We start from the raw sequence: 22,156 nt of genomic DNA on the forward strand, positions 1-22,156 counted from the left end.
GACAGGCCCTAGGCCTTCGTGCCCGCCAGGCGGCGGTCCAGGTTCCTGAGGGAGGCGTCGAAGGTCTTGCCGAGGCCCCTGCGGCCGTGCCGGAAGAGGAACCGCATCAGGCCCCTGGGCTCGACCGCGAAGGTCCACCGCACCCGCGTACCGGTGGCGGTGGGCGTCAGGTGCCACTCCTCGACCAGGGCGCGCACCCCGGGCGCGTTCGAGACGTCGACGCGGTAGACGTACCGCGTCGGCGCGTCCGCGGCGAGGATCGTCTCCAGGAGCCGGAAGCCGCCCTGGAGGTGGACCGCCCGGCCCGCGCCGTCCCGCGTGGGCCGGGCGCGGGTGACCGACGTGAACCACGCGGGCCACTGCGCCACGTCCACCGCCAGGGCCTGGAACACCGTCTCCGGCGGCGCGGACACCTCACCGGTGAAGACGTGCCGCACGGGAGCGGTCACAAGGAAGTCGAGCCCCACGGGCCTCAGACGGCGTGGCATCGCACTCAGCCCCCAACAGACGGTGGTGGAACGCGTACGGTCACCTTAGACGAGCACGGTCGACCAGGGCAGGGACCGGCGGCCGCCGGGCGGCCCTCAGGCCTCCTCGGCCTTCTCCTGCTCGCCCGCCACGACGAGCCGCAGCTGCTCGGAGACCTCCGCGCGGGCCTCGGCGGGCAGCCCCGCGTCGGTCACCAGCGTGTCCACCTGCCCCAGCGTGGCGAACGAACTCAGGCCCACCGTGCCCCACTTGGTGTGGTCGGCGACCACCACGACGCGGCGCGCGGACTGCACGAGCCGCCGGTTGGTCTCCGCCTCCGCGAGGTTCGGCGTGGACAGACCCGCGTCGGCCGCTATGCCGTGCACCCCGAGGAACAGCACGTCGAAGTGGAGCGCCGCGATCGCCTGGTCGGCGACCGGGCCGACCAGGGAGTCCGACGGCGTGCGCACCCCGCCGGTGAGGACCACCGTGGCGGCCCCCTGCCGCTGGCCCGAGCCGCGCTGCGCGGAGTGGAAGACGTCCGCGACCCGCACCGAGTTCGTCACCACCGTCAGGTCCGGCACGTCCAGGAGCTGATGCGCGAGCGCGTAGGTCGTCGTGCCGCCGGAGAGCGCGATCGCCGTGCCCGGGGCCACCAGGGCCGCCGCGGCCCGCGCGATGTCCTCCTTGGCGCTGAGCTCGAGCCCCGACTTGGCCTCGAACCCCGGCTCGTGCGTGCTCGCCTCCGCCACCGGCACCGCGCCGCCGTGGACCTTCTCCAGGACGCCCTGGCGCGCGAGCGCGTCCAGATCGCGGCGGACCGTCATGTCCGACACGCCCAGCTTCCTGGTGAGTTCGTTGACCCGGACGCCGCCGCGGCGGCGGACCTCGTCCAGGATCAGGGCACGGCGCTGCTCCGCGAGGAGGTGCTGGTTCTCACTCACCTCAGGTCCGGCCCTTTCGCCTCGTCAAGCCCGTCATCAGGTCGCCTCATCCTCGCATGCGCCACCGGTGGATAACGAAGGGGGAGATTACGTGACGGCGGGTGCGCGCGGCGCCCCGAGGCGGGATCCTTGGGTTCCGCAGTCAGCAGCGCACACCTCGGGGGAGCGGAACAGTGGAGCGCGCCACAGCGGGGCAGCCCGCCCCTGCAAAGGGCCCGGCGTCCGGCCCGCCCGCACCGGCGGAGCACATCGCCCTGGAACTCCTCGTCCACGGCGTCGGCGGCGCCACGCCGCAGGCGATGCTCGACGACCCGAGGACCGTCCGCGTCTCCGGCGACGACACCGCGGCCGTCCACCGCCGCGCCGACGACGTGACGGCCGAGTCCCACCCGGAGGACTACCGCGGCCGCCCCGTCCCGGAGGCCTACGTCTGGTCCAACCTCACCTCCGGCAACGGCTCCCGCGCCCTGTGGCTGCTGCTCCTGCCGTTCATGGTGGTCAACCTCGCCCACTGGATGCGCCCCACCGCGCGCCGCATGCGGCGCGCGGTCCGCGCGTACGGCCTCCTGGTGCGCCTCGTCGCGCTCAGCCTCACCGTGCTGCTCGTGGCCGCGGCCTGCGAGATAGCGGTCGACCTGCTGGCCTGGCAGTGCGCGGGCACCCGCGCGTGCGCGGCCGACCACTCCTGGCTCGGCTTCCTCGCCCCCGGCCCGGCCGGAGGCGGCGGCTGGTGGTCGCAGCCCGGGCGCCGCCTCGCCCTCGCCGCGGCCCTGCCCGCCGCCCTCACCGGCCTGCTCTGGTACCTGTCCCACCGCACCTGGAGCGCGTACGAGTCCCAGCAGCCGCTGCCGCACCAGCCGGACCCCGAGGAGGCCGCCCGCAACGCCCTCGGCAGGCCCGGCTTCTGGTACGGCCGCCGGATCGTCGCCCGGCTGCGCGCCGCCCACACGGCCGCGGGCCTGCTCACGGTCGCCGCCGCCGTGGGCGCGGCCGCCGCCCGCCACGACCGCCGCCCCGGCGGATCCGCGCTCCTGGACGCCCTCGGCTGGGCCCTGATGGCGGCCCTCGCCGGGTGCGGGGCCGTCGTGGTGGGCGTGGTGTGCCGCAGGGGCCGCAGCGAACACCGCGTCGACCGGCGGCTCGACCGCACCCTGGTGCGCCTGCTCCCGCTCACCGCCCTCGCCCTGCTCGTCCTCGCTGTCCTGTACGCCGGGTGGTCGCGCCCCGACTGGACCTCCACGGGCCGCCTGCCGGGCAACGCGACCTTCGGCGGCATCGCCCTAGTCCAGGGCGCCCTGGTGCTCGCCCTCGCGGCCGTCGCCACCAGGCTCTACCGCGGGGCGCCCGACACGCGCACCGCACTGCGCGGCCTCGGCGGCCCCGCCGTGGCCATGCTGGCCTGCGCGCTCGGCGGCGTCATGTCCGGCGGCGGCGCGCAGCGCGTGGCCGACTGGCTGGACGGCAGGGGCGGCACGATCGACGGGCCGCCCGCCCTGCTGACCTGGCAGGCCTCGGTCATCCCGCCGCTGCTCGTGGTCGTCGCCGTGCTCTGCGCCGGGCTCGCCGTCGCCACCGCGCGGCGCCTGCGCGCCGAGCTCGCCCGGGTGCCGCGCGAGTACCCCGGCGAGCGCCCCGACACCGCCCGCACCCGCCGCATCGCCGCCAAGCGCGCCAGCGCCACCCTCACCGACCGCGTGCCCCTCATCGTCGGCGTCACCTCGGCCACGACGCTGCTGCTCGGGGCCGCCGCGCTCGTCGGGGCCTGGGTGAGCGACGAGGTTCCCGGCGAGGCCGCCGCGGGCGCGCCCGCCTTCGTCGAGGGCACCGCGCAGACCGCGCAGGCGCTCGGCTCCTGGCTGATCGGCTTCGGCTTCATACTGTTCGTCACCTGGGGCCGCCGCGCCTACCGCGACGCGTCCGCCCGCCGCACCATCGGCATCCTCTGGGACGTCGGCACGTTCTGGCCGCGCGCCGCCCATCCGTTCGCGCCGCCCTGCTACGCCGAGCGCGCCGTGCCCGACCTGACCTGGCGCATGGACACCTGGACCCGCGCCACGGGCGGCCGCCTCGTCCTGTCCGGCCACTCCCAGGGCAGCGTCCTCGCCGCCGCGGCGGCCTGGCAGCTGCTGCCGTCCGTCCGCAAACGGGTCGCGCTGCTCACCTACGGCTCACCCCTTGAGCGCCTGTACGGCCGCTGGTTCCCCGCGCACTTCGGTCCTGCCGCGCTCAGCTCCCTGCACCGCGAGGTCGACTGCTGGCGCAACCTGCACCGCGCCACCGACCCCATCGGCGGCCCGGTGCGGCTGCACGGCGACTGCGGCCCGCAGGTCGACCGCGCCGCGCTCAAGGACCCGCTCGCCTACGGCCGCACCGCCGAACACCCGCTGCCCGCGCCCCTGCTCGGCCACGGCGACTACCAGGCCGACCCCGCGTTCGCCGAGGAGCGCGCCCGGCTGCTGGCCCGGCTCAGGCCCGCCGTGCCGCGCCCCGCGGCCGCCCCGTCGCCGCGCCCCGCACCGGCTCCTACACCAGCTCCGGAAGGTCATCCGGATACAGCAGGGTGAGCTCGTCGGTGCTCGGCTCCGCCACCTGCGCGACGCGGCCCGCGTGCCGCTCCACCATCGCCTCGAACGTCTGCCGCGCGGTACGGCCGTTGCCGAACGTGGGGCCCTTCGGGAGGGCCGTGAAGTACTTCAGGAGCGCCTCGGCAGTGCCCGTGCCGAGCGTGTACTCGTGCTCCTCCGCCTGCTGCTCGACGATGCGCAGGAGTTCCTCGGCGTCGTAGTCGCCGAACCTGATGGTGCGCGAGAAGCGGGACGCCACGCCGGGGTTGACGGACAGGAAGCGGTTCATCTCGTCGGTGTAGCCCGCGACGATCACCACGACCGCCTCGCGGTGGTCCTCCATCAGCTTCACCAGCGTGTCGATGGCCTCCCGGCCGAAGTCGCGCCCGGAGTCCTCCGGCGAGAGCGCGTACGCCTCGTCGATGAACAGGACGCCGCCGCGGGCCTTCTCGAACGCCTCCTGGGTGCGGATCGCCGTCGAGCCGATGTGCTCGCCCACCAGGTCCACGCGCGACACCTCGACGAGATGGCCGCGCTCCAGGACGCCGAGCGCGGCCAGGATCTCGCCGTAGAGCCGGGCCACGGTCGTCTTGCCCGTGCCGGGGGAGCCGGTGAACACCAGGTGGCGGCGGACCGAGGCGGCCTTCAGGCCCGCCTCCTGGCGGCGCCGCCCCACCTCGATCATGTCGGTGAGCGCCCGCACCTCGCGCTTGACGCTCTCCAGGCCCACCAGCGTGTCGAGTTCGCCGAGCACCGCCTTGGGGGTGCGGGAGGGCTGCGGGGCGGGCCGCGCGGGCGGCTGCTCGGTGACGCGCGGCTCGGGCACCGCGCCGAGCAGCCCCGTGGACTGCGTGGCCGTCTGCACGATCGGCTCGGACGCGGCGGGCCGCACGCTGGCGCTCTCGTCGCTGGTGCAGTCCTCGACGAGCGGGCCGTCCTCGGCGAATTCGTAGCCGCCGCGCGCGCACCGCTCGGTGCGGCAGCGCTTCAGCGTCGTACGGCAGCCGTCGAGGACGTGGAAGCCGTAGCCGCCGCTGTCGACGACCTTGCAGCGGTGGAAGCTGCCGCGCCCGCCCGCGGAGACGTAGAAGCCCGCCTCGGCCGGGGCGGTGACCGTGCACCGCTCGATGGTCGGATCGGCGCCCTTGGTGACGATCACACCCGTCTGCGTGCCGTCCACGGTGCAGTCCGCGAGGACGCCGCCGCTGCCGTGGTCGCGGAACCACGCGCCGGTGGCCGCCTCCCGGATGCGCACGTCGTCGAGCTGGGCCAGCGCACCGTCGCTCACCGACACCGCCGTGTTGCGCACCTGCGTCAGGTCGCTGTCTATGACGTCGACGCGCGAGCCCCGGTCGAGGACGAACAGCGCGTCCGGCACGTCGTGCACCCGGCACGACTCCAGGACGGCCGTCGCCCCGTCGCTGACCCACACCGCCGGGTAGTCGCCCGTGCTGTCGTGGATCTCGCACTGGTTGGCGTCCACGCGGGTGCCCGGGTCCCACACCGACAGGCCGTTGCGCCCGAACTCGCGCACCGTAGTGCGCGTCAGCGTGAGGACCGAGCGCGAGCGCAGGTCGACCGCGTTCTCCGGGATGTCGTGGATGCGGCAGTCGGCGAGGGTGAGGACCGCGTCCGTGTCGAGCGTGACGCCGTCGGACGTCGTGCGGTGCACCGCGCAGTCCGTCAGGTGCGCCGTGGCGCGCGCGGTGATCTGCACGCCCGCGCCCTTGACCTCGTACACCTCGCAGCCGACGGCCTCCAGGCCGCTGTACTCACCGGTCACCGACAGGCCTGCGCCCGAGGTGTGGTGCACCCGGCAGCGCTCCAGGCGCGGGTGTCCGCCGCCGCGCACCGCGACCCCGGACTGGCCAGCCGCGACGACCTCGCACTCCTCGAAGACCCCGCCGCCGCCGTCGAGTACGGTGATGCCGATGCCGCCCGCGTTGTCGACCGTGCAGCGGCGCAGGGTGGGCCGGGCGCCGCCGCGGACCTCGATCCCGGCCGCCGAGCGCGTCATCACCCGGAGGTCCGCGAGCTCCGGCGCCCCGTCCTCGACGAGCAGCGCGGGCGCGGCCGAGTCCTGGCCCTCGATGTGCAGGTCCTGTACGACGGCGGAGGCCCGCACCGTCAGGGGCACGCCGTCGGCCGGCGCGATGCGCACCGAGCCGGGGGAGCCCTCGGGGCCGCGCAGCGTTACCGCCCGCTGGACGACGAGGTTCTCGCGGTACGTCCCCGGGGCCACTGTCAGGACGTCCCCGTCGCCCGCGGCCTCCAAGGCGGCGGTCAGCGATGCGTACTCTCCCGTGCGGCGCCGCCACCGCGACGTACCGGTGTGCGTCACCTGGACCGTGCCCTGTGCCATGGAGTTGCTCTGCCCCCACCTCGACGTACGCGGGACCCCGCGCCCGCGCGCGAGGAGGCCGAAGAGTCGGCCCGCTCCACCGTAGCGCGCGCGGCGCGGGGGAGTTGACCTGATGGGCAGGCTCTCACCAGCTCAGGCGCCGGTACCGGTCTTGCCCCAGTCCGGGCCCGCCTGCTGCCAGGCCTGGTCCCAGCGGGCGTAGCGCCGCCGGACGACGCGCCACAGGAGCAGCCGCCGGGCCCCCTCGACGAGGCCGGCGCTCGTGAGGGCGGCGCCGAATCCGGCGAGGGCCGCGTGGGTCGTCGCGGTGGCCGGGTCGAGCGGGCGGCCGACGACCCGGCCGGTGCGGTCGGTCCAGACCGTGAACCGGTCGCCGGGGTGCGGTGACGTGAGGCCGGACGCGACCGCGCCCGCGTGGCCCGAGCCGTCCGGTCCCTTCCAGTGGGCGAGCACGCGGCGGTGCGCGTCCCGCGCGGAGGAGGTCTCCGGGTCGGGGTCGAGGGGCGGCTGGTCGAGCTTCTTCAGGACGGTGGCCGTCACGACGTGCCGGGCCGCGCGCTGGGCCTCCACGGAGCGCAGCAGCGCGTCGTTGGCCAGACTGCCCGTCACGGCGCCGACCACCGGGGCCCCGACGACGATGAGGACGAGCGCGACGAGCGCCGCCCAGGCCTCGGCGAGGTCCGTCGCGCGGCGCAGTGGATTGCGGCGCCAGCGCCAGAGTCCGGCGATCGCTCGCACGGCCTTGCACCCCCTTCCGCGTCCGTCACCACGGCCCTAACCGCGGCGGGCCCGGCTCACGCATGGGTCATGAGAACCGAGGATGACATCGGCCTGTTCCCCGTCGCTTTCCGGACGCCTCCCGACGGGGCCCGACCGTGCCCGCGCCGGTGCCTTCCCACCGGCCACGACGGTCCCCATCGAACCTCAACGGCCGTGCCCCGCCTTCGAGTTCCCCACGCCCGTCCTGTTCATTCGGGGATCTTCGGAGGGTCACCGATACGGATGGCGCCGGTCGCCCGCGGGACGAAGCCTGCCCGGGCGGAGAGATGCGGGCCCCGCACATTAGGCCGGAAACGGTTCCCGGGCGCTCCGGCCGGGCGCGCGCATACGAAAGTCGCCGTCGACCCATGGGTCGACGGCGACTGCCAGGCGTGCCCCCCTGGACGCCTGCGGCGGATGAGCGTGGAGCGGTCGAACGGCGGACCCGGCGCGCGGCCGTGCTGTCAGTGGTCGCTGACGGCGTCGGCCGCGACCGGTCAGTAGCCCCGGTACTGCTGCCGGTTGTACGGGTCCTCGTGGGGCGCGGGCGCCGGGCGGGGCGCCGCGGGGCGCATCGCCTCATAGCCCGTCGTGGTCCCCATGGGCCGCTGCTGCTGCGGGCCCGGATAGCCGCGGGGCGGACCCGCCTGCTGCGGGATGTACGGCGCCGGGGCCTGCTGCAGCGGTGCGGGCTGCGGGGCGGGCGCGTAGCCGTACGCGGCGTTCGGAGGAGCGGCCATCGAGGGCCCGGAGGGCGCCGACGGCAGGGCGGGCAGCGCGGGCGGAAGGGCCGGGAGGTGGCTGCCCGTGTCATAGGGCGACGGGTTCACCCGGATCGGGGCGATCTGCGGGGTGCCCCGCTCGGCGACCAGAGAGTCGTAGATCGGAGTGTCCGGGAAGGACGGCGCGGAGTAGTAACCGCCGCCATAGGTGGAGCGGGGGGAGGTCATGCTCCATAAGTTAAGCCCTTGATGTGCTGGTTGGGGAGACCGATAAGAGGGTTGTTTGCCGTGTTGCCCGTGCCTTCGGACCCCCAATGCGAGCGAACCTGGGAAAATCGGTCGCGCGCCAGCGTAGGGATCCTGTAAAAGGCGGGGATCTGGGGGGTTACCGGTGGTCGACCGGCGGTTGACGCGGAGCGATGGCCGGGTGGGCCTGTGCGCGTCCGCGAATGCCAGGTAATAGGTTGGGCGGGAACGGATCGGCGGTCCTGCCGGGCCCGGCACTGGTGATGGGGGCAGACATGTCTATGGCCAAAGGTTCGAATGTTCCCGTGGGGGCAACTGCCGTACGGGTCGAATTGGGCTGGGGTTCCGGACCCGGAGTTCCGGACGCCGACGCGTCCGCTCTGTTGCTCGCGGACTCCGGAAAGGTGCGCTCGGACGCGGACTTCGTCTTCTACAACCAGGCGACGCACGCCTCGGGCGCCGTGCGCCACGAGGGCAAGCGGACCGCGGGCGGCACCGTGACCGACGCGCTCGTCGTCGACCTCGCGCGCGTGGAGCCCGCCGTCGAGACGGTGGTCCTCGCCGCGTCCTCGGACGGCGGCACGTTCGGCAAGGTGCCCGGCCTGCACATCCGGGTCCTCGACGCCGCGAGCGGCGCGGAGATCGCGCGCTACGACAGCGCCGACGCGAGCGTGGAGACGGCGTTCGTCCTCGGCGAGCTCTACCGGCGCCAGGGCGCCTGGAAGTTCCGCGCCGTCGGCCAGGGCTACAGCAGCGGCCTCGAGGGCCTGGCGACGGACTACGGCATCACGGTGGACGAGCCCCAGCAGACGGCCGCGCCGACCCCGCCCCCGGCCCCCGCCGCGCCGGTGGCGCCTCCCGCGCCCGCCCCGGCCCCGCCCGTGACCGCGCCCGCCCCCGTCACGCCGCCCCCGCCCGCCGCCGCCCCCGCCCAGCCCGTGCGCCTGACCAAGGTCACGCTCACCAAGGAGGCCCCCTCGGTCTCCCTGACCAAGCAGGGCGGCACCTCGGGCGCGCTGCGCGTGAACCTCAACTGGGAGGTGCGCAAGCAGTTCAAGGGCTGGGCCAGCAAGCTCGGGCGGGCCGTGGCGATGCACGCCGACCTGGACCTCGACCTGTGCGCGCTGTTCGAACTGGCCGACGGGCGCAAGGGAGTCGTCCAGGCCCTCGGCAACGCCTTCGGATCCCTCCACCAGCCCCCGTACATCCTCCTGGACGGCGACGACCGCACCGGCGCCGTGTCGACCGGTGAGAACCTCACCGTCAACCTCGACCGTACGCAGGAGTTCAAGCGCATGGTCATCTTCGTGACCATCTACGAGGGCGCGCGCAGCTTCGCCGACCTCAACGCGACGGTCACGCTGACGCCGCAGCACGGCGCGCCGATCGAGTTCTCCCTGGACGAGTGCACGGTGCCGTCGACGGTGTGCGCCCTGGCGCTCATCACGAACCAGGGCGGCGAGCTCGTCGTCCAGCGCGAGGCCCGCTATCTGGTGCCCGAGCGCGGCGTGAGCCCGCAGCGCACCATCGACTACGCCTACGGCTGGGGCATGAACTGGACGCCCGGCAGGAAGTGACGGCCGACGTCGGCGCCTCCCGGTACGCCGGAGGCGCCGGTCAGGGCCGGGAGTCGGGGGCCGCCTCCGGGGCGGCCCCGTAGGTCCGGCCCTTCCACGCGGCGCCGCGCCCCTGATAGTGCCGCACCGCCGAGTCCACCGTCATCAGCAGATACAGGAAGGCCGTGCCGGGCAGCGTGAGCGCGAGCCACAGCGGTTGGCGGTAGTAGCGCAGCATCGGCAGATACGTCGCCGTCATCACGAGCCAGGCGAGGCCGCCGAGGACCGCGGCCGCGGTGTCGCCCCCGGCCAGGCCCACGACCAGGGCGAGGGGCGGCACCAGGTAGATCACGGTGAGCCCCGCGACCGTCCCGAGGAGCACCGCCGGGTTGTGGCGCAGCTGGGCGTAGGCGCTGCGCGCCACCATCCGCCACAGGTCCGCGAGGGCCGGATAGGGGCGCACGCTGTCGACGCGGTCGGCGAGTCCCAGCCAGATGTGCCCGCCGCCGCGCTTGACCGCCCGTGCGAGGGCCACGTCGTCGATCACCGCGTGCCGGATGGCGTCCGGCACCCCCGCGCGCGCGGCGGCGTCCGCGCGCAGCAGCACACAGCCCCCGGCCGCGGCGGCGGTCCGCCCGTGTCTGCGCGCGATCCAGCGGAACGGGTACAGCTGCGCGAAGAAGTACACGAACGCGGGGACGATCAGGCGCTCCCACACGCTGGCCACGCGGAGCCGGGCCATCTGCGACACCAGGTCGAAGCCGCCGGACTCGGCGGCGGCCACCAACTCCCGCAGGCTGTCGGGCTCATGGGCGATGTCCGCGTCGGTGAGCAGCAGGTACTCCGGCGCGTGCGCGCGGGCCAGGCCGATGCCGTGCCGCACCGCCCACAGCTTGCCCGTCCAGCCCGCGGGCGGTTCGCCCGGCGAGCCGACGGTCAGCGCGAGCCCGCCGTGCCGCTCGGACAGCTCCCGCGCGAGAGCCCCGGTGCCGTCGGTGCTGCCGTCGTCGACGAGGAACACCTCGGCCCGCCCCGGATAGTCCTGTGCGAGCAGCGACGGCAGGCTGGCGGGCAGCACCTCGGCCTCGTCCCGCGCGGGGACGACGACACCCACCGCGGGCCATCGCTCCGGCTCGCGCCGGGGCGGCAGGCGCAGGTCCGTGCGCCAGAAGAAGCCCTGTCCGACCAGCAGCCACAGCCACGCGGCGAGCGAGGCGACACAGATCCACGCAACGGCATTCATCCGCCGCAGTCTGCCCCACGGTGACCGGGTCGTACGGCCGATCGACTAAGGTGACCGGGTGAAGATCGCGCTCATGGACTCCGGCATCGGACTGCTCGCCGCGGCGGCCGCGGTGCGGCGCCTGGCACCCGGCGCCGATCTCGTCCTTTCCTCGGACCCCGACGGCATGCCCTGGGGCCCCCGCGACACGGCGGACCTCACGGAGCGGTCCCTCGCCGTCGCCGCGGCCGCCGCCGCGCACCGCCCGGACGCGCTGATCGTGGCCTGCAACACCGCGACCGTGCACACGCTGCCCGCCCTGCGCGCCCGCTTCGAGCCGGAGCTGCCGGTCATCGGCACCGTCCCGGCCATCAAGCCCGCCGCGGCCGGGGGCGGGCCGATCGCCATCTGGGCCACCCCCGCGACCACCGGCAGCCCCTACCAGCGCGGCCTCATCGAGGAGTTCGCCGACGGCGTCGACGTCACCGAGGTGCCCTGCCCCGGTCTGGCCGACGCCGTGCAGTGGGCCGACGAGGACGCCATCGACCGGACGATCGCCGCGGCCGCCGCCCTCACACCGCCCGGGGTAAGGGCCGTCGTCCTGGGCTGCACCCATTACGAACTGGTCGCGGAGCGCATCCGCGCCGCCGTGCAGGGGGCGGACCGGGCGCCGCTGGTGCTGCACGGCTCGGCCGGCGCGGTCGCCGCCCAGACGCTGCGCCGCATCGGCGAGGTGCCCGGCACGCGCCCGGCGGCCGGGGACGGCCAGGGCGGCGTCCGCGTGCTCCTCAGCGGGCGCGAGGCGGCGCTGCCGCCCGCCGCCCTGACGTACGCCGAGGGACGCCTCCTGGCGTCGGCGAGCCCGGCCCTGAAGGGCTGAGCCCGGCCGTCCGGCCCGGGGCGGTGGCCGGAAAGGGCGCCGGTCCTGGCCGACGGCTGCCCCCTCTCGTGCGGCCCAGCGGTCGGAACGCGCCGTGCCGGGCGCCCCTCACCACGGGAAACCTGGTGTTCGGGGTGTCCTGCCGGAGAGGCAACTCTCCGCGACGCGGTGCCTTCGCCGCGGATCGTGAGTAACCTCGACTGCATGACGGACCATGCCCACGGCGAGCGGGCTGCCGCCGAGGATCAGCCCGAGATCTGGACCGGACGCGCGTCGAACCGCGTCCAGTGGCTGCTGGCCTGCGCCGGCGCCGCCTGCCTCGCGCTGGGCATCGACCTGGCCGTGGAGACGCTGTGGCCCTCGGGCATCCTGCCGCTGGTCATGGCCATCGTCGGCTGCATCGCGGTCGGCCTGCTGATGCTCTTCGGCACGCTGGCGTTCGTCCACGTCGCGGTGAAGGTCGACAAGGAGTGCATGGAAGTGCGCTGCGGCCACATCGGCGTACCGCGCCGCCGCATCCCGCTCTCGCACGTCGTCGGCGCCGACTTCGCGCCCGCCGTCACCCCGCGGCACTGGGGCGGCTGGGGCTACCGCTGGCGGCCGGAGCAGGGCACCGCCGTCATCGTGCGGCGCGGCGAGGGCGTCGTCCTGCAACTCGGCGACGGCCACAAGTTCACGGTCACCGTGGACAACGCCGAGAGCGCGGTCCGCGTCATCCGCGACCACCTGCGGCCGAGTCGCCCCACGCCGACGGCCTGACCGACCGGGCGCGCCGCTGCCGGGCTACCCGCCCTCGGGCAGCGGCCGTGCCGTCGCGATGCCCGCGAGCAGGCCCGCGCCCGCCGTCACGGACGTCACGCTCAGCGCGTTGCCCAGCGTGGCCACCGCCGCGACGGCGGTCAGGGCCGCGCCCGCCGTCAGGACGACCGCGGCGGAGCGCGGCGAGCGCCACAGCGCGAACAGGACCCAGCCGAAGGCCGCCGTGAGCAGCACGACTCCGGTGAAGCCCTGCTCGGCGGCCTGCTGGAGCAGTGCCGAGTGCGGCTTGCCGTCCGGGAGCAGGCCCTCCATCACGGCGGGTGACGCGTCCCCGAACCGCCCCGGGCCCACCCCGAACGCCGGATGCGCGCCCGCCAGATCCCCGGCGTCCCGCCACAGGCCCACCCGGTGCGGGCCGAGCTGACCCTCCAGTGAGGCGGTCAGGCCGCGGGGCAGCACGTCCTCGGCGACGGCCCAGGACGCCCCGGCCACCAGCACGGCGGCGAGGGCGCATCCCGCGAGGCCAAGGGCCCTGCGGGTCAGGGCCCCCGCGAGCGAGCACAGCAGGACCCCGGCGCAGGCGAGGAAGCCCGCGGTGGAGCCGAGCAGCGCCGCACAGCACACGACACCGACGGCGGCCAGGCGCAGACACAGCCGCAGCGCGGGACCGCGCGCCGCCCACGCGGCACAGCAGACCGCGCCCGCCGACAGGCTCAGGAGCGCGGCGGTGGCGCCGATGGGGCCGAGCGGCGAGGAGCTGGCGGGCCCCGGCGTGACGTGCGGGGCCGCGGCGGCCAGGCAGACCCCCGCGAGAGCCCCGGCGCACGGGGCCGCCACCGGCAGGAGCGCTCCGGCGATGCGCCCGCCCGCGTACCCGGCGGCGACCGCGAGGATCGCGAGCAGCACGCCGTCCGGCCGCCCGCCGCCGACCGCCGAAGTGATCAGCGCCCAGGCCGCGCACGCCGCGAGGATCGCGAGACCGCTCGCGTCGGCCGCCCCGTGCCGCTCCCCGGTCCGCTCGGCCGTCGCCGCCCCCGTCGACCCCAACCCGCCCCCCGAATGTCCGCGGGCCCCCGACGGCCCGGCAGCGTGTTCCAGCCGCACGTCAGGGACTGCGGCACACCGTAGCGGCTGACGACGTCGGTTGTGGATGTCTTGCGCAGAAACGATCTAGTAAATGTGTGGAAGGGGCACGTGGGGCGCCCCTGGGCGCGGGTCGACCGTGCTGTCCGGGCCCAGGTGGCGGGCCGTAGACTCCCCGAGTGACCGCCACCACCGCTCCCACCGAGACGTCGGAGCAGACCGAACCGCAGCCCGGACCGGAAACCCGCGCGGAGCGGGTGCGGCGACGGCTGATTCCGGCCGTCGCCGCGGTGCTCTCCGGCGTCCTGCTCTACCTCAGCTTCGCGCCGCGTGAGCTGTGGTGGCTCGCGCCCTTCGCGTTCGCGCTGCTCGGCTTCGTCCTGCACGGCCGAAGGGCCCGCTCCGGTTTCCGCCTCGGCCTGCTGATGGGGCTCGGCTACTTCGTGCCGCTCCTGTCGTGGACGGGTGTCGACGTGGGGCCGCTGCCGTGGCTCGCCCTGGCCGTCGCCGAAGCGCTGTTCATCGGCCTCGCGGGCCTGGGCATCGCCGCGCTGTCGCGCCTTCCGGTGTGGCCGGTGTGGGCCTCCGGGATGTGGCTCCTGCTGGAGGCGGCGCGGTCGCGCTTCCCCTTCGAGGGCTTCCCGTGGGGCAAGGTCGCCTTCGGCCAGCCCACCGGTCTCTTCCTGCCCCTCGCCGCGCTCGGCGGGACGCCGCTGCTCGGCTTCGCCGTGGTCCTCAGCGGCTTCGGGCTCGCCGACGTCGTGCGCCGCCTGCGGGCCGCGCCCCGCGCCCGGGACCGCGCCGTGCTGACCGCGGCCGCGCTCACCGTCGCGCCCGTGGCCGCGGGGGCGGCCGCGCTGCCGCTGGTGTCCACCGCGGCGGAGCACGGCACCGCCACGGTCGCCGTCATCCAGGGCAACGTGCCGCGCATGGGCCTGGACTTCAACGCCCAGCGCCGGGCCGTGCTCGACCACCACGTCCGGGAGACGCTGCGCCTGGCCGCGAAGGTCAAGGCGGGCAAGGCCGAGCAGCCCGACCTGGTCCTGTGGCCGGAGAACTCCTCCGACATCGACCCGTTCGTCAACGCCGACGCCTATGCGGAGATCGACAAGGCGGCGAAGGCCATCGGCGCCCCCGTCTCCGTGGGCGCCGTCGTCGGGGCGAAGGACGGCAAGCCCCGCAACCGGCAGATCCTCTGGGACCCGAAGACGGGCCCCGGCGCCTCGTACGACAAGCGGCACCTCCAGCCGTTCGGCGAGTACATGCCCTACCGGAGCTTCTTCCGGATCTTCAGCTCCGACGTCGACCGCGCCGGTGTCTTCCAGCCCGGCACGAAGCCGGTCGTGTTCGACATGGCGGGCACCGAGGTCGGGCCCGTGACCTGCTACGAAGCGGCGTTCGACGACGTGGTGCGGGACCAGGTGAACAAGGGAGCGCAGATCCTGTCCGTGCCGAGCAACAACGCGACGTTCGAGCGCAGCCAGATGACGTACCAGCAGCTGGCCATCGACCGGGTGCGGGCCGTCGAGCACGGACGGGCCGTGATGGTGCCGGTGACCAGCGGGGTGAGCGCCGTGATCCGCCCGGACGGGACGGTCGCCCAGCGCACCGGAATGTTCACCGCGGAGTCGCTCGTCGCGGAGGTGCCCAAGCGCAGCTCGCTGACGCCCGCGACGCGGCTCGGAGTCTGGCCGGAGGTGTTTCTGGCCGGTCTGGGAGTGGCCGGAATCGGCTGGGTCATCGCGCGCAGGCGGGCGGGCACCGGCAGTTAGGCTGCTGATCATGGCTACTCCAGACTTCATCAAGACCCTGCGTGCCGACGTGGGCCACCAGTTGCTGTGGCTCCCGGGAGTGACCGCGATCGTCTTCGACGACGAGGGCCGGGTGCTGCTCGGACGGCGCGCCGACAACGGCAAGTGGTCGGTGATCGGCGGCATCCCGGAGCCGGGGGAGCAGCCCGCCGAGTGCGCCGAGCGGGAGGTCTTCGAGGAGACGGCCGTGCGGTGCGTGGCCGAGCGGGTGGTCCTCGTGGAGACCCTGGAGCCCGTCACCTACCCCAACGGCGACGTCTGCCAGTTCATGGACATCACCGTCCGCTGCCGGGCCGTGGGCGGCGAGCCCCGCGTCAACGACGACGAGTCCCTCGAAGTCGCCTGGTTCGCCCTGGACCGGCTCCCCGAGCTGCACGAGACCGGTCTGTTCCGGATCAAGCAGGCCATGGCGGACGGGCCCACCTGGTTCGCCCGCGGCTGAGCGGCGGCCGCACGCCCCGTGGTGGCCGCCCCGGACAGCGTGTAGCCTGCACGGACATTGACGGATGCTCTCCGTGCGGCGCCTGCGGCGTCGCCGAACCACTGAGGCAGGGACGGGAGTTGGGCCGGAAGGGCTATGGCGTCGTGCTGCGGGGGCTCGCCTGCGCGCTCCTCGCCTGGCAGGTCTGGCTCGTATGGCATCTGAGCACGTACGACGCCACGAGCGCCGGGTGGTCCTGCTACGACGACGTGGGCTGCGGCAGCGACCAGCTGGTGGCCCTGGCGCCGGAGCTCGGCATCGGCGCGGACGTGCTGCTCGGCTTCCTCGCCGCCCGGTTCCTGCACCGCGCGACCGTCGGCGCGCTGATCGCGCTCAGCGCCCTCGCCGCCGCCGTCGGCTGGTACGACGCGCTGGCCGACGGCCGCGTCGCGTACGACACGGTCACCGACTACATGCTGCTCGCGCCGGTCGGACGGCACTCCGTCGCGGCCTGGCTGACGTTCCTGTGGTCCGTGGCGGCCGTGGGCGGCCTCCTCGCGGTGTGGGGCGCCGCCGTGAGCCTGCGCAGGACCGCCGCGCTGCGCCGGGTGCGGGCCGGGTTCGCCACGGCCGAGGCCCGGTTGGAGGGCTGGCGGCCGGTGCGCGGCAGGCGCGGCGAGGTCACCGTCGTCTTCCACGACCGCCGGGGCGCGCGCCACGCCGTGCCGGTGGTCGTGGACCGCGTGGCCCTGGACCGGCCCGTCCTCGCGGTCTACGACACCGAGCGCCCGGCAGACCCCGAACGCACCCGGGTCGCCGTGCCCCGGCAGCGGCCGCTCCGCTCCTCCTGAGGCGGGCCACCCCGCGGTGACCGGCGGAGCGGCGTCCTCGGAGCGGCCGGGTCCGCGCCGCCGCGCGCGGCCCAGTAGCCTGAGGGCACGATGAACCGTTTGAGCACGTCATGGGGCGCGTACGACCTCACACGCTTCCCGGAGGACCCCCGCGACCAGCTGCGGGCCTGGTCCGCCGCCGACGCCTATCTGCTGCGCCACCTGGCGGGAGAGGAAGGCGGTGCGCCGGTCGCCCTCGACGGCACCGTGGCCGTGCTCGGCGACCGCTGGGGCGCGCTGACCACGGTGCTCGCCGCGCACCGGCCGATCCAGATCACCGACTCCTTCCTGGGCAGGCAGGCGACCCTCGCCAACCTGGAGCGGGCCGGGCACGCCCCGGACCCGGCCCGGCTGCTCACGACGCGGGACGCGCCGCCGGAGCGGGTGGACGTGCTCCTGGTCCGAGTGCCCAAGAGCCTCGCGCTCCTGGAGGACCAGCTGCACCGGATCGCCCCGTCCCTGCACGCGGGCACCGTCGTCGTCGGCACCGGCATGGTCACCGAGATCCACACCTCGACCCTTGAGCTCTTCGAGCGGATCATCGGCCCGACCCGCACCTCGCTGGCCCGGCAGAAGGCCCGTCTGATCCACACCACGCCGGACCCGGAGCGGGTCCACGAGAGCGGTCCCTGGCCGCGCCGGTACGTCCTGCCCGCCGACTCCGGAGCGGGCGCGGGCCTGACCGCCGTCAACCACGCGGGCATCTTCTGCGCCGACCGCCTCGACATCGGCACCCGGTTCTTCCTCCAGCACCTGCCCGCGAGCCACGGCGACGCCCACGTCGTGGACCTGGGCTGCGGCAACGGCGTGCTCGGCACGGCCGCGGCGGTCGCCAACCCCGAGGCCCGGGTCACGTTCGTGGACGAGTCGTACCAGGCAGTCGCCTCGGCCGAGGCCACGTTCCACGCCAACGCGGCCGCCGCGAAGGCGGAGTTCCTGGCCGGGGACGCGCTGACGGCGATGCCCGCCGCGTCCGTGGACCTCGTCCTGAACAACCCGCCCTTCCACAGCCACCAGGCCACGACCGACGCGACGGCCCAGCGCATGTTCCGCGGGGCTCGGGCCGCGCTGCGGCCCGGCGGTGAGCTGTGGGTCGTCGGCAACCGCCACCTCGGCTACCACGTACGGCTCAAGCGCCTCTTCGGCAACGTCGAAGTCGCCGCAAGCAACCGCAAGTTCGTGATCCTGCGGGCGGTCCTGCGCCCATGACCGACGAGCTGTTCCCGCGCGAGCGCGGCGAGCTGGCCCCGGGCGCGGTGCACGTGCCCGGCTGGCTCGGCCCCGACCGCCAGCGGGAGCTCCTCGCCGCCTGCCGCGCCTGGGCGCGCCCGCCCGCGGGCCTGCGCACCGTCCACCTGCCCGGCGGCGGCACGATGACCGCCCGGCAGGTGTGCCTGGGCTGGCACTGGTACCCGTACGGCTACGCGCGCACCGTCGTCGACGGCGACGGCGCGCCGGTGAAGCCGATGCCCGCCTGGCTCGCGGAGCTGGGGCGCGCCGCGGTGCGGGACGCGTACGGGGACGGCGGTGCGGACGGCGGCACCCCGCCCGCGTACGACATCGCGCTCGTCAACTACTACGACGCCGACGCCCGCATGGGCATGCACCGCGACAGCGACGAGAGGTCCGTCGCGCCGGTGGTGTCGCTGAGCATCGGGGACGCGTGCGTGTTCCGGTTCGGCACCACCGAGTCGCGCTCGCGGCCGTACACGGACGTCGAGCTGCGCAGCGGTGACCTGGTGGTGTTCGGCGGCCCGGCCCGCCTCGCGTACCACGGCGTGCCGAGGATCCACGCGGGTACGGCGCCGCCGGGGCTCGGCCTGAGGGGGCGGCTGAACGTCACGCTGCGGGTGAGCGGGCTCGGCTGAGGCGCCGCGCGCTTCAGTCGGCCAGCTCGTCGGCGGCGTCCTTGATCCGCAGGGTGAGTTCGGTGATCTGGTTGTAGATGGAGCGACGCTCCGCCATCAGCGCGCGGATCTTGCGGTCCGCGTGGTCCACGGTGCTCGGGTCGCTCCGCTGGAAGAGCTCGCGGATCTGCGGCCGTGACATGTCAGTGAGTTCGCAGCACAGGTACATGGCGATCTGGCGTGCTGTCACCAGGACCCGGCTGCGGGACGTTCCGCGCAACTCGCCCTCCGCCAGGCCGAAGTAGTCGGAGGTCACGGCGATGATCAGCTGCCCGACGCGCTCCCCGCGCGACGGCCCGCGGTCGGGGACCAGGTCCTTGAGGACGATCTCCGTCAGGCCGAGGTCCACCGGCTGCCGGTTGAGGCGGGCGAACGCGGTCACCCGGTTCAGGGCGCCCTCCAGCTCGCGGATGTTGCGCAGGGTGCGGGTGGCGATGAACTCGAGCACCTCCGGCGGGGTGTCGAGCCCGTCCGCGGCGGCCTTGCGGTGCAGGAGCGCGACGCGCGTCTCCAGCTCGGGCGGCCTGACGTGGGTGATCAGGCCCCACTCCAGGCGGCTGCGCATCCAGTCCTCGAGGTTCGGCAGCTGCTTGGGCGGCCGGTCGGAGGACAGCACGATCTGCTTCCCGGCCTCGTGGAGCGCGTTGAAGGTGTGGAAGAACTCCTCCCGCGTCGCCCTGTGGTGCATCAGGAAGTAGATGTCGTCGACCAGCAGGACGTCCGCGTCGCGGTGCTCGCCGTGGGGCTTGAAGTCCTCCGCGTGCACGTAGCGCACGCTCAGGCCGGGGTGGAGGGCGAGTGCGGAGTGCGCGGTGGCGTGCAGCAGGTGCGTCTTGCCGATCCCCGACGTGCCGTAGAGGTACAGGGGGTTGTACGCCCGGCCGGGCCGCTTGGCGGCGGCGAGGGCGGCCGCGTTGGCGAAGCGGTTGGAGTCGCCGACGATGAAGGTGTCGAAGACGAAGGCGGGGTTGAGCCATCCCGGGTGGGTCTTCCCGCCGGGCTTACGGGGGCGTGGCCGGGGCGGTGCCGCCGTGCCGGGGTCGGTCTTCACGAAGCCGTCCTCGGGCTCCGGGCGGGGCGCGGTGTCGTCCTCGTCGTCCTGCCCGTGCTCCTCGGCGGCGAGCAGCTGGCGCTCCAGCTCCTCGCAGCGCTCCTCCGCCTCGACGCGGCGGGCGTGGGCGTCGCGGAGCTCCTCGCCGAGCGCCTCCACCTGCTGGATGAGGGACTGCCGTTCCCTGCGGAGCCCGGCGAGCTGGTCCTCGTACAGTGCGAGCACCGTGTCCGTGTCGGCGTGCTCGCGGCTCTGGTGCGCCCGCAGCTGTCCGATCTGTACCTCCAGGTCCGCCGCGCGGTGTTGCGCGTCGACCAACGCCCCTTCGAGCGCCCGGACCAGCGCCGCCGAGCGGGTGGACTGCCGGTCGGCCTCGGCGAGTTGGTCCTCCAGGAGCTGGACCCGGTGGAGCGGGGAGCCGCTGCGGGCCAGTGCCTCGCGGTGCAGTCGGCGGAGCAGCTCCATGGCCTCGGGCGTGGGCGTGCGGCCCTGGTGCTCGGCCACGTCGTGGAAGAGGGAGTTGATGAACTCCCAGGTGGGGACGCGGGTCCCGTTGAGGAAGCGGGACAGGGACCCGGCGTCCCAGCTCCGTCGGGCCGCGTACCGGCGGACGCTGAGCCCGAGCCCGTCGAAGAGGGCGCGCAGCGCCTCGGCGAGCGCCCGCGACTCGTCGGGAAGCTCCCCGCCGAGCGGCACCAGGCTGCCCATGTCCCCTCCCTGTGTTCCCTGTCGGCTGCTGCCGCTCGGTGTTGCGACACGTGGCAACTGTGCCGCCTACCGCAACACCCCGCACCCCCAACAGGCTGATTGCCGCCTGACAAGACATCAGGCGGCAGTCAGGACAAGGGAAGTCAGAGAGGCTCAGCGATGCACCTTCCACGGCGGCGAATCGATCTCGCCGTATTCCTCGCGGTCCTGGGGACCGGAGTCGTCCTCGTCCGGTGCGGGATCGAGGCCGAGGCGGTGTCCACGGTCGCGATCGGGCTCTCCACGCTGTACGCGGCGTGGCAGCGCCAGGACGGCGCGCCAGGGACCCCGGACGACCGGGAGGCGTCCCGGCGCCGTGAGTAGTCGCGGCCGGTGCGGCCCTACGCGAGGTGGAACACCAAGCCCAGCGAGCGCCGCAGGCCCGAGCGGACCGTGCTCACGCCGTGCCGGACCGGGGCCGCCGACCAGCCACGGGCGGAGCGCACCGGGCGGTCGCGGGTGGTGAAGACCAGGCCGTGCCCCTGCGGGAGCACGGTGACGGTGCCCCGGGACTGGGCCCGAGGGCGCTGTTCGACGAGCAGGAACTCGCCGCCGGTGTAGTCGTCGCCGTGGACGTCGAGGCCGATGACGACCTGGAGCGGGAAGACCAGGTCGCCGAAGAGGTCGCGGTGCAACGCGTTCCAGTCGCCTGCCTCGTACCGCAGCAGGATCTGCGAGGGCTTGGACTGGCCCGCCGCGCGGCACCGGTCGAGCCACTCGTCGAGGCTGTCGGGCCACGGGGCAGGGCGGCCGAGGCGGGCCGCCCAGTCCCGGGCGATCGGCAGGAGCGCGGGGTAGAGGGCGGCGCGCAGCTCCGCGACCGGGCGCGGCAGGTCGGGGCCGAAGTAGCGGTACTGGCCGGACCCGAAGCGGTGCCGGGCCATGTCGACGGTCTTGCGGAACAGCTCCGTCTCGTCGTACAGGGCGGCGATCGACCGGCACGCGTCGGGGTCCAGGAGCCGGGCGGTGAGGGCGCAGCCGTGGGCGTCGAGCTCGGCGGCGGCAGCGGTCCAGTCGGTGGCGGCGACCCGGGCGGCGGGCCCGGCGGTGGCGGGCGCGGCCCTGGTCATGCCGCCTCCAGGTCCAGGAGCCTGCGCTTGCGGTCCAGGCCGCCCGCGTAGCCGGTCAGCGAGCCGTCCGCGCCGATCACGCGGTGGCAGGGACGCACCACGAGCAGCGGGTTGCGGCCGATGGCGGTGCCCAGGGCGCGGACGGCGGCGCGCGACAGGCCGAGCCGCGCGGCGAGCGCCCCGTACGTGGTGGTGGTGCCGTACGGCACGGAGTCCAGGGCGTCCCAGACCTTGCGCTGGAAGTCCGTGCCGGACCCGGTGGCGTACTCGATGTCGAACCGCGTCAGCGCGCCCGCGAAGTACGCGCGCAGCTGGTCGGCGATGGCGGCGAAGGCCGCGTCGTCGCGGACCCAGCCGTCTTGGACGGCCGCGGCGCCCTTCTGCCCCGGCATGGAGAGCGACGCGAGTGCCGTGCCGCCCTTGGCGGTGGCCGAGGGCTCGCCGACGAGCAGCAGGTCGCCCAGCGGGCTGTCCAGGGTGGTGTAGACGGTCATCGCGCCTGTCCTCTCCGGTGGGGTACGAGATCGCCTCCGGTGGCTCGGAGGGGATCGGGGGAGCGTGTCCCTGTGATCAGTCTGCGTCGCGCGCGAGGGCGCGGCTGGCGGTTTTCGGACACGGCGCTCGCGGGGTCCCGCGCACGTCGGAGGACCGGCGGCCGAGCGCGGCGGCGAGGACCCGCGCGGTGCGGGCCGCC

20 protein-coding genes are annotated in these 22,156 nt (G+C 74.8%); 10 read left to right on the forward strand and 10 right to left on the reverse strand.

Going from position 1 to position 22,156, the window contains the following annotated elements; translation table 11 throughout:
• Positions 1-8: 8 nt before the first annotated feature.
• Positions 9-488, reverse strand: coding sequence for an SRPBCC family protein (locus ACIG3E_RS17225; protein ID WP_399616524.1), 480 nt, complete (start codon positions 486-488; stop codon positions 9-11).
• A gap of 96 nt (positions 489-584) precedes the next feature.
• Entirely contained in the window at positions 585-1,412 is an 828-nt protein-coding gene (locus tag ACIG3E_RS17230) for a DeoR/GlpR family DNA-binding transcription regulator (protein ID WP_399616526.1), read from the reverse strand.
• 173 nt (positions 1,413-1,585) lie between these two features.
• On the opposite strand from ACIG3E_RS17230, the gene ACIG3E_RS17235 reads away from it, so the two are divergent.
• A complete protein-coding gene (locus ACIG3E_RS17235; RefSeq protein WP_399616529.1) occupies positions 1,586-3,976 on the forward strand; it encodes a hypothetical protein in 2,391 nt (796 codons plus the stop codon).
• Here the strand turns inward: ACIG3E_RS17235 and ACIG3E_RS17240 are convergent.
• From ACIG3E_RS17240 to ACIG3E_RS17250, 3 genes are all read right to left on the reverse strand, one after another.
• The gene (locus ACIG3E_RS17240; RefSeq protein ID WP_399616532.1) at positions 3,936-6,338 is read right to left on the reverse strand and encodes a right-handed parallel beta-helix repeat-containing protein; all 2,403 of its coding nucleotides are present in this window, start codon (positions 6,336-6,338) and stop codon (positions 3,936-3,938) included. The two genes, ACIG3E_RS17235 and ACIG3E_RS17240, sit on opposite strands and share 41 nt — an antisense overlap.
• 132 nt (positions 6,339-6,470) lie before the next feature.
• Positions 6,471-7,076: a hypothetical protein gene (locus ACIG3E_RS17245; RefSeq protein ID WP_399616535.1), complete on the reverse strand. Its 606-nt coding sequence runs from the start codon at positions 7,074-7,076 to the stop codon at positions 6,471-6,473.
• 518 nt (positions 7,077-7,594) lie between these two features.
• Positions 7,595-8,047: a DUF6643 family protein gene (locus ACIG3E_RS17250; protein WP_138964606.1), complete on the reverse strand. Its 453-nt coding sequence runs from the start codon at positions 8,045-8,047 to the stop codon at positions 7,595-7,597.
• A 281-nt stretch (positions 8,048-8,328) separates the two neighbouring features.
• Here ACIG3E_RS17250 and ACIG3E_RS17255 point away from each other — a divergent pair, with 281 nt between their 5' ends.
• A complete protein-coding gene (locus ACIG3E_RS17255; protein WP_399616537.1) occupies positions 8,329-9,642 on the forward strand; it encodes a TerD family protein in 1,314 nt (437 codons plus the stop codon).
• Positions 9,643-9,682: 40 nt separating this feature from the next.
• Here the strand turns inward: ACIG3E_RS17255 and ACIG3E_RS17260 are convergent, their stop codons facing one another.
• Positions 9,683-10,864 (reverse strand): glycosyltransferase, encoded by a 1,182-nt coding sequence (locus ACIG3E_RS17260; RefSeq protein WP_399616539.1) that lies wholly within the window; start codon positions 10,862-10,864, stop codon positions 9,683-9,685.
• 58 nt (positions 10,865-10,922) lie between these two features.
• Between ACIG3E_RS17260 and ACIG3E_RS17265 the strand changes: the two genes are divergently transcribed.
• The gene (locus ACIG3E_RS17265; protein WP_399616541.1) at positions 10,923-11,723 is read left to right on the forward strand and encodes a glutamate racemase; all 801 of its coding nucleotides are present in this window, start codon (positions 10,923-10,925) and stop codon (positions 11,721-11,723) included.
• A gap of 204 nt (positions 11,724-11,927) precedes the next feature.
• Positions 11,928-12,482, forward strand: a complete 555-nt coding sequence (locus ACIG3E_RS17270) for a hypothetical protein (RefSeq protein ID WP_399616544.1) — start codon at positions 11,928-11,930, stop codon at positions 12,480-12,482.
• A gap of 24 nt (positions 12,483-12,506) precedes the next feature.
• Here the strand turns inward: ACIG3E_RS17270 and ACIG3E_RS17275 are convergent, their stop codons facing one another.
• Positions 12,507-13,529, reverse strand: a complete 1,023-nt coding sequence (locus tag ACIG3E_RS17275; protein ID WP_399616547.1) for an O-antigen ligase family protein — start codon at positions 13,527-13,529, stop codon at positions 12,507-12,509.
• Between the two features lie 215 nt (positions 13,530-13,744).
• On the opposite strand from ACIG3E_RS17275, the gene lnt reads away from it, so the two are divergent.
• From lnt to ACIG3E_RS17300, 5 genes are all read left to right on the forward strand, one after another.
• Positions 13,745-15,337, forward strand: a complete 1,593-nt coding sequence (gene lnt, locus ACIG3E_RS17280) for an apolipoprotein N-acyltransferase (RefSeq protein WP_399616550.1) — start codon at positions 13,745-13,747, stop codon at positions 15,335-15,337.
• A 10-nt stretch (positions 15,338-15,347) separates the two neighbouring features.
• Positions 15,348-15,818, forward strand: a complete 471-nt coding sequence (locus ACIG3E_RS17285; RefSeq protein ID WP_138964618.1) for an NUDIX domain-containing protein — start codon at positions 15,348-15,350, stop codon at positions 15,816-15,818.
• A 119-nt stretch (positions 15,819-15,937) separates the two neighbouring features.
• Entirely contained in the window at positions 15,938-16,648 is a 711-nt protein-coding gene (locus ACIG3E_RS17290; RefSeq protein ID WP_399616553.1) for a hypothetical protein, read from the forward strand.
• Positions 16,649-16,738: 90 nt separating this feature from the next.
• Complete coding sequence (locus tag ACIG3E_RS17295; RefSeq protein WP_399616555.1) at positions 16,739-17,896, forward strand: methyltransferase; 1,158 nt, start codon at positions 16,739-16,741, stop codon at positions 17,894-17,896.
• Complete coding sequence (locus ACIG3E_RS17300; protein WP_399616558.1) at positions 17,893-18,555, forward strand: alpha-ketoglutarate-dependent dioxygenase AlkB family protein; 663 nt, start codon at positions 17,893-17,895, stop codon at positions 18,553-18,555. The genes ACIG3E_RS17295 and ACIG3E_RS17300 overlap by 4 nt, the downstream gene beginning before the upstream one ends.
• A gap of 13 nt (positions 18,556-18,568) precedes the next feature.
• Here the strand turns inward: ACIG3E_RS17300 and dnaA are convergent, their stop codons facing one another.
• Entirely contained in the window at positions 18,569-20,353 is a 1,785-nt protein-coding gene (dnaA, locus tag ACIG3E_RS17305; protein WP_399616560.1) for a chromosomal replication initiator protein DnaA, read from the reverse strand.
• A 159-nt stretch (positions 20,354-20,512) separates the two neighbouring features.
• Between dnaA and ACIG3E_RS17310 the strand changes: the two genes are divergently transcribed.
• The gene (locus ACIG3E_RS17310; RefSeq protein ID WP_399616562.1) at positions 20,513-20,716 is read left to right on the forward strand and encodes a hypothetical protein; all 204 of its coding nucleotides are present in this window, start codon (positions 20,513-20,515) and stop codon (positions 20,714-20,716) included.
• A gap of 17 nt (positions 20,717-20,733) precedes the next feature.
• On the opposite strand, the gene ACIG3E_RS17315 is transcribed toward ACIG3E_RS17310, so the two are convergent.
• Together ACIG3E_RS17315 and ACIG3E_RS17320 are read right to left on the reverse strand one after the other, a co-directional pair.
• Positions 20,734-21,462 (reverse strand): 2OG-Fe(II) oxygenase, encoded by a 729-nt coding sequence (locus tag ACIG3E_RS17315; RefSeq protein ID WP_399616565.1) that lies wholly within the window; start codon positions 21,460-21,462, stop codon positions 20,734-20,736.
• On the reverse strand, positions 21,459-21,956 hold the full coding sequence (locus ACIG3E_RS17320; RefSeq protein ID WP_399616567.1) for a methylated-DNA--[protein]-cysteine S-methyltransferase: 498 nt from the start codon (positions 21,954-21,956) through the stop codon (positions 21,459-21,461). The genes ACIG3E_RS17315 and ACIG3E_RS17320 overlap by 4 nt, the downstream gene beginning before the upstream one ends.
• Positions 21,957-22,156: the final 200 nt, after the last annotated feature.

Source organism: Streptomyces sp. NPDC053474 (assembly GCF_044544845.1).
Taxonomy (GTDB): Bacteria; Actinomycetota; Actinomycetes; order Streptomycetales; family Streptomycetaceae; genus Streptomyces.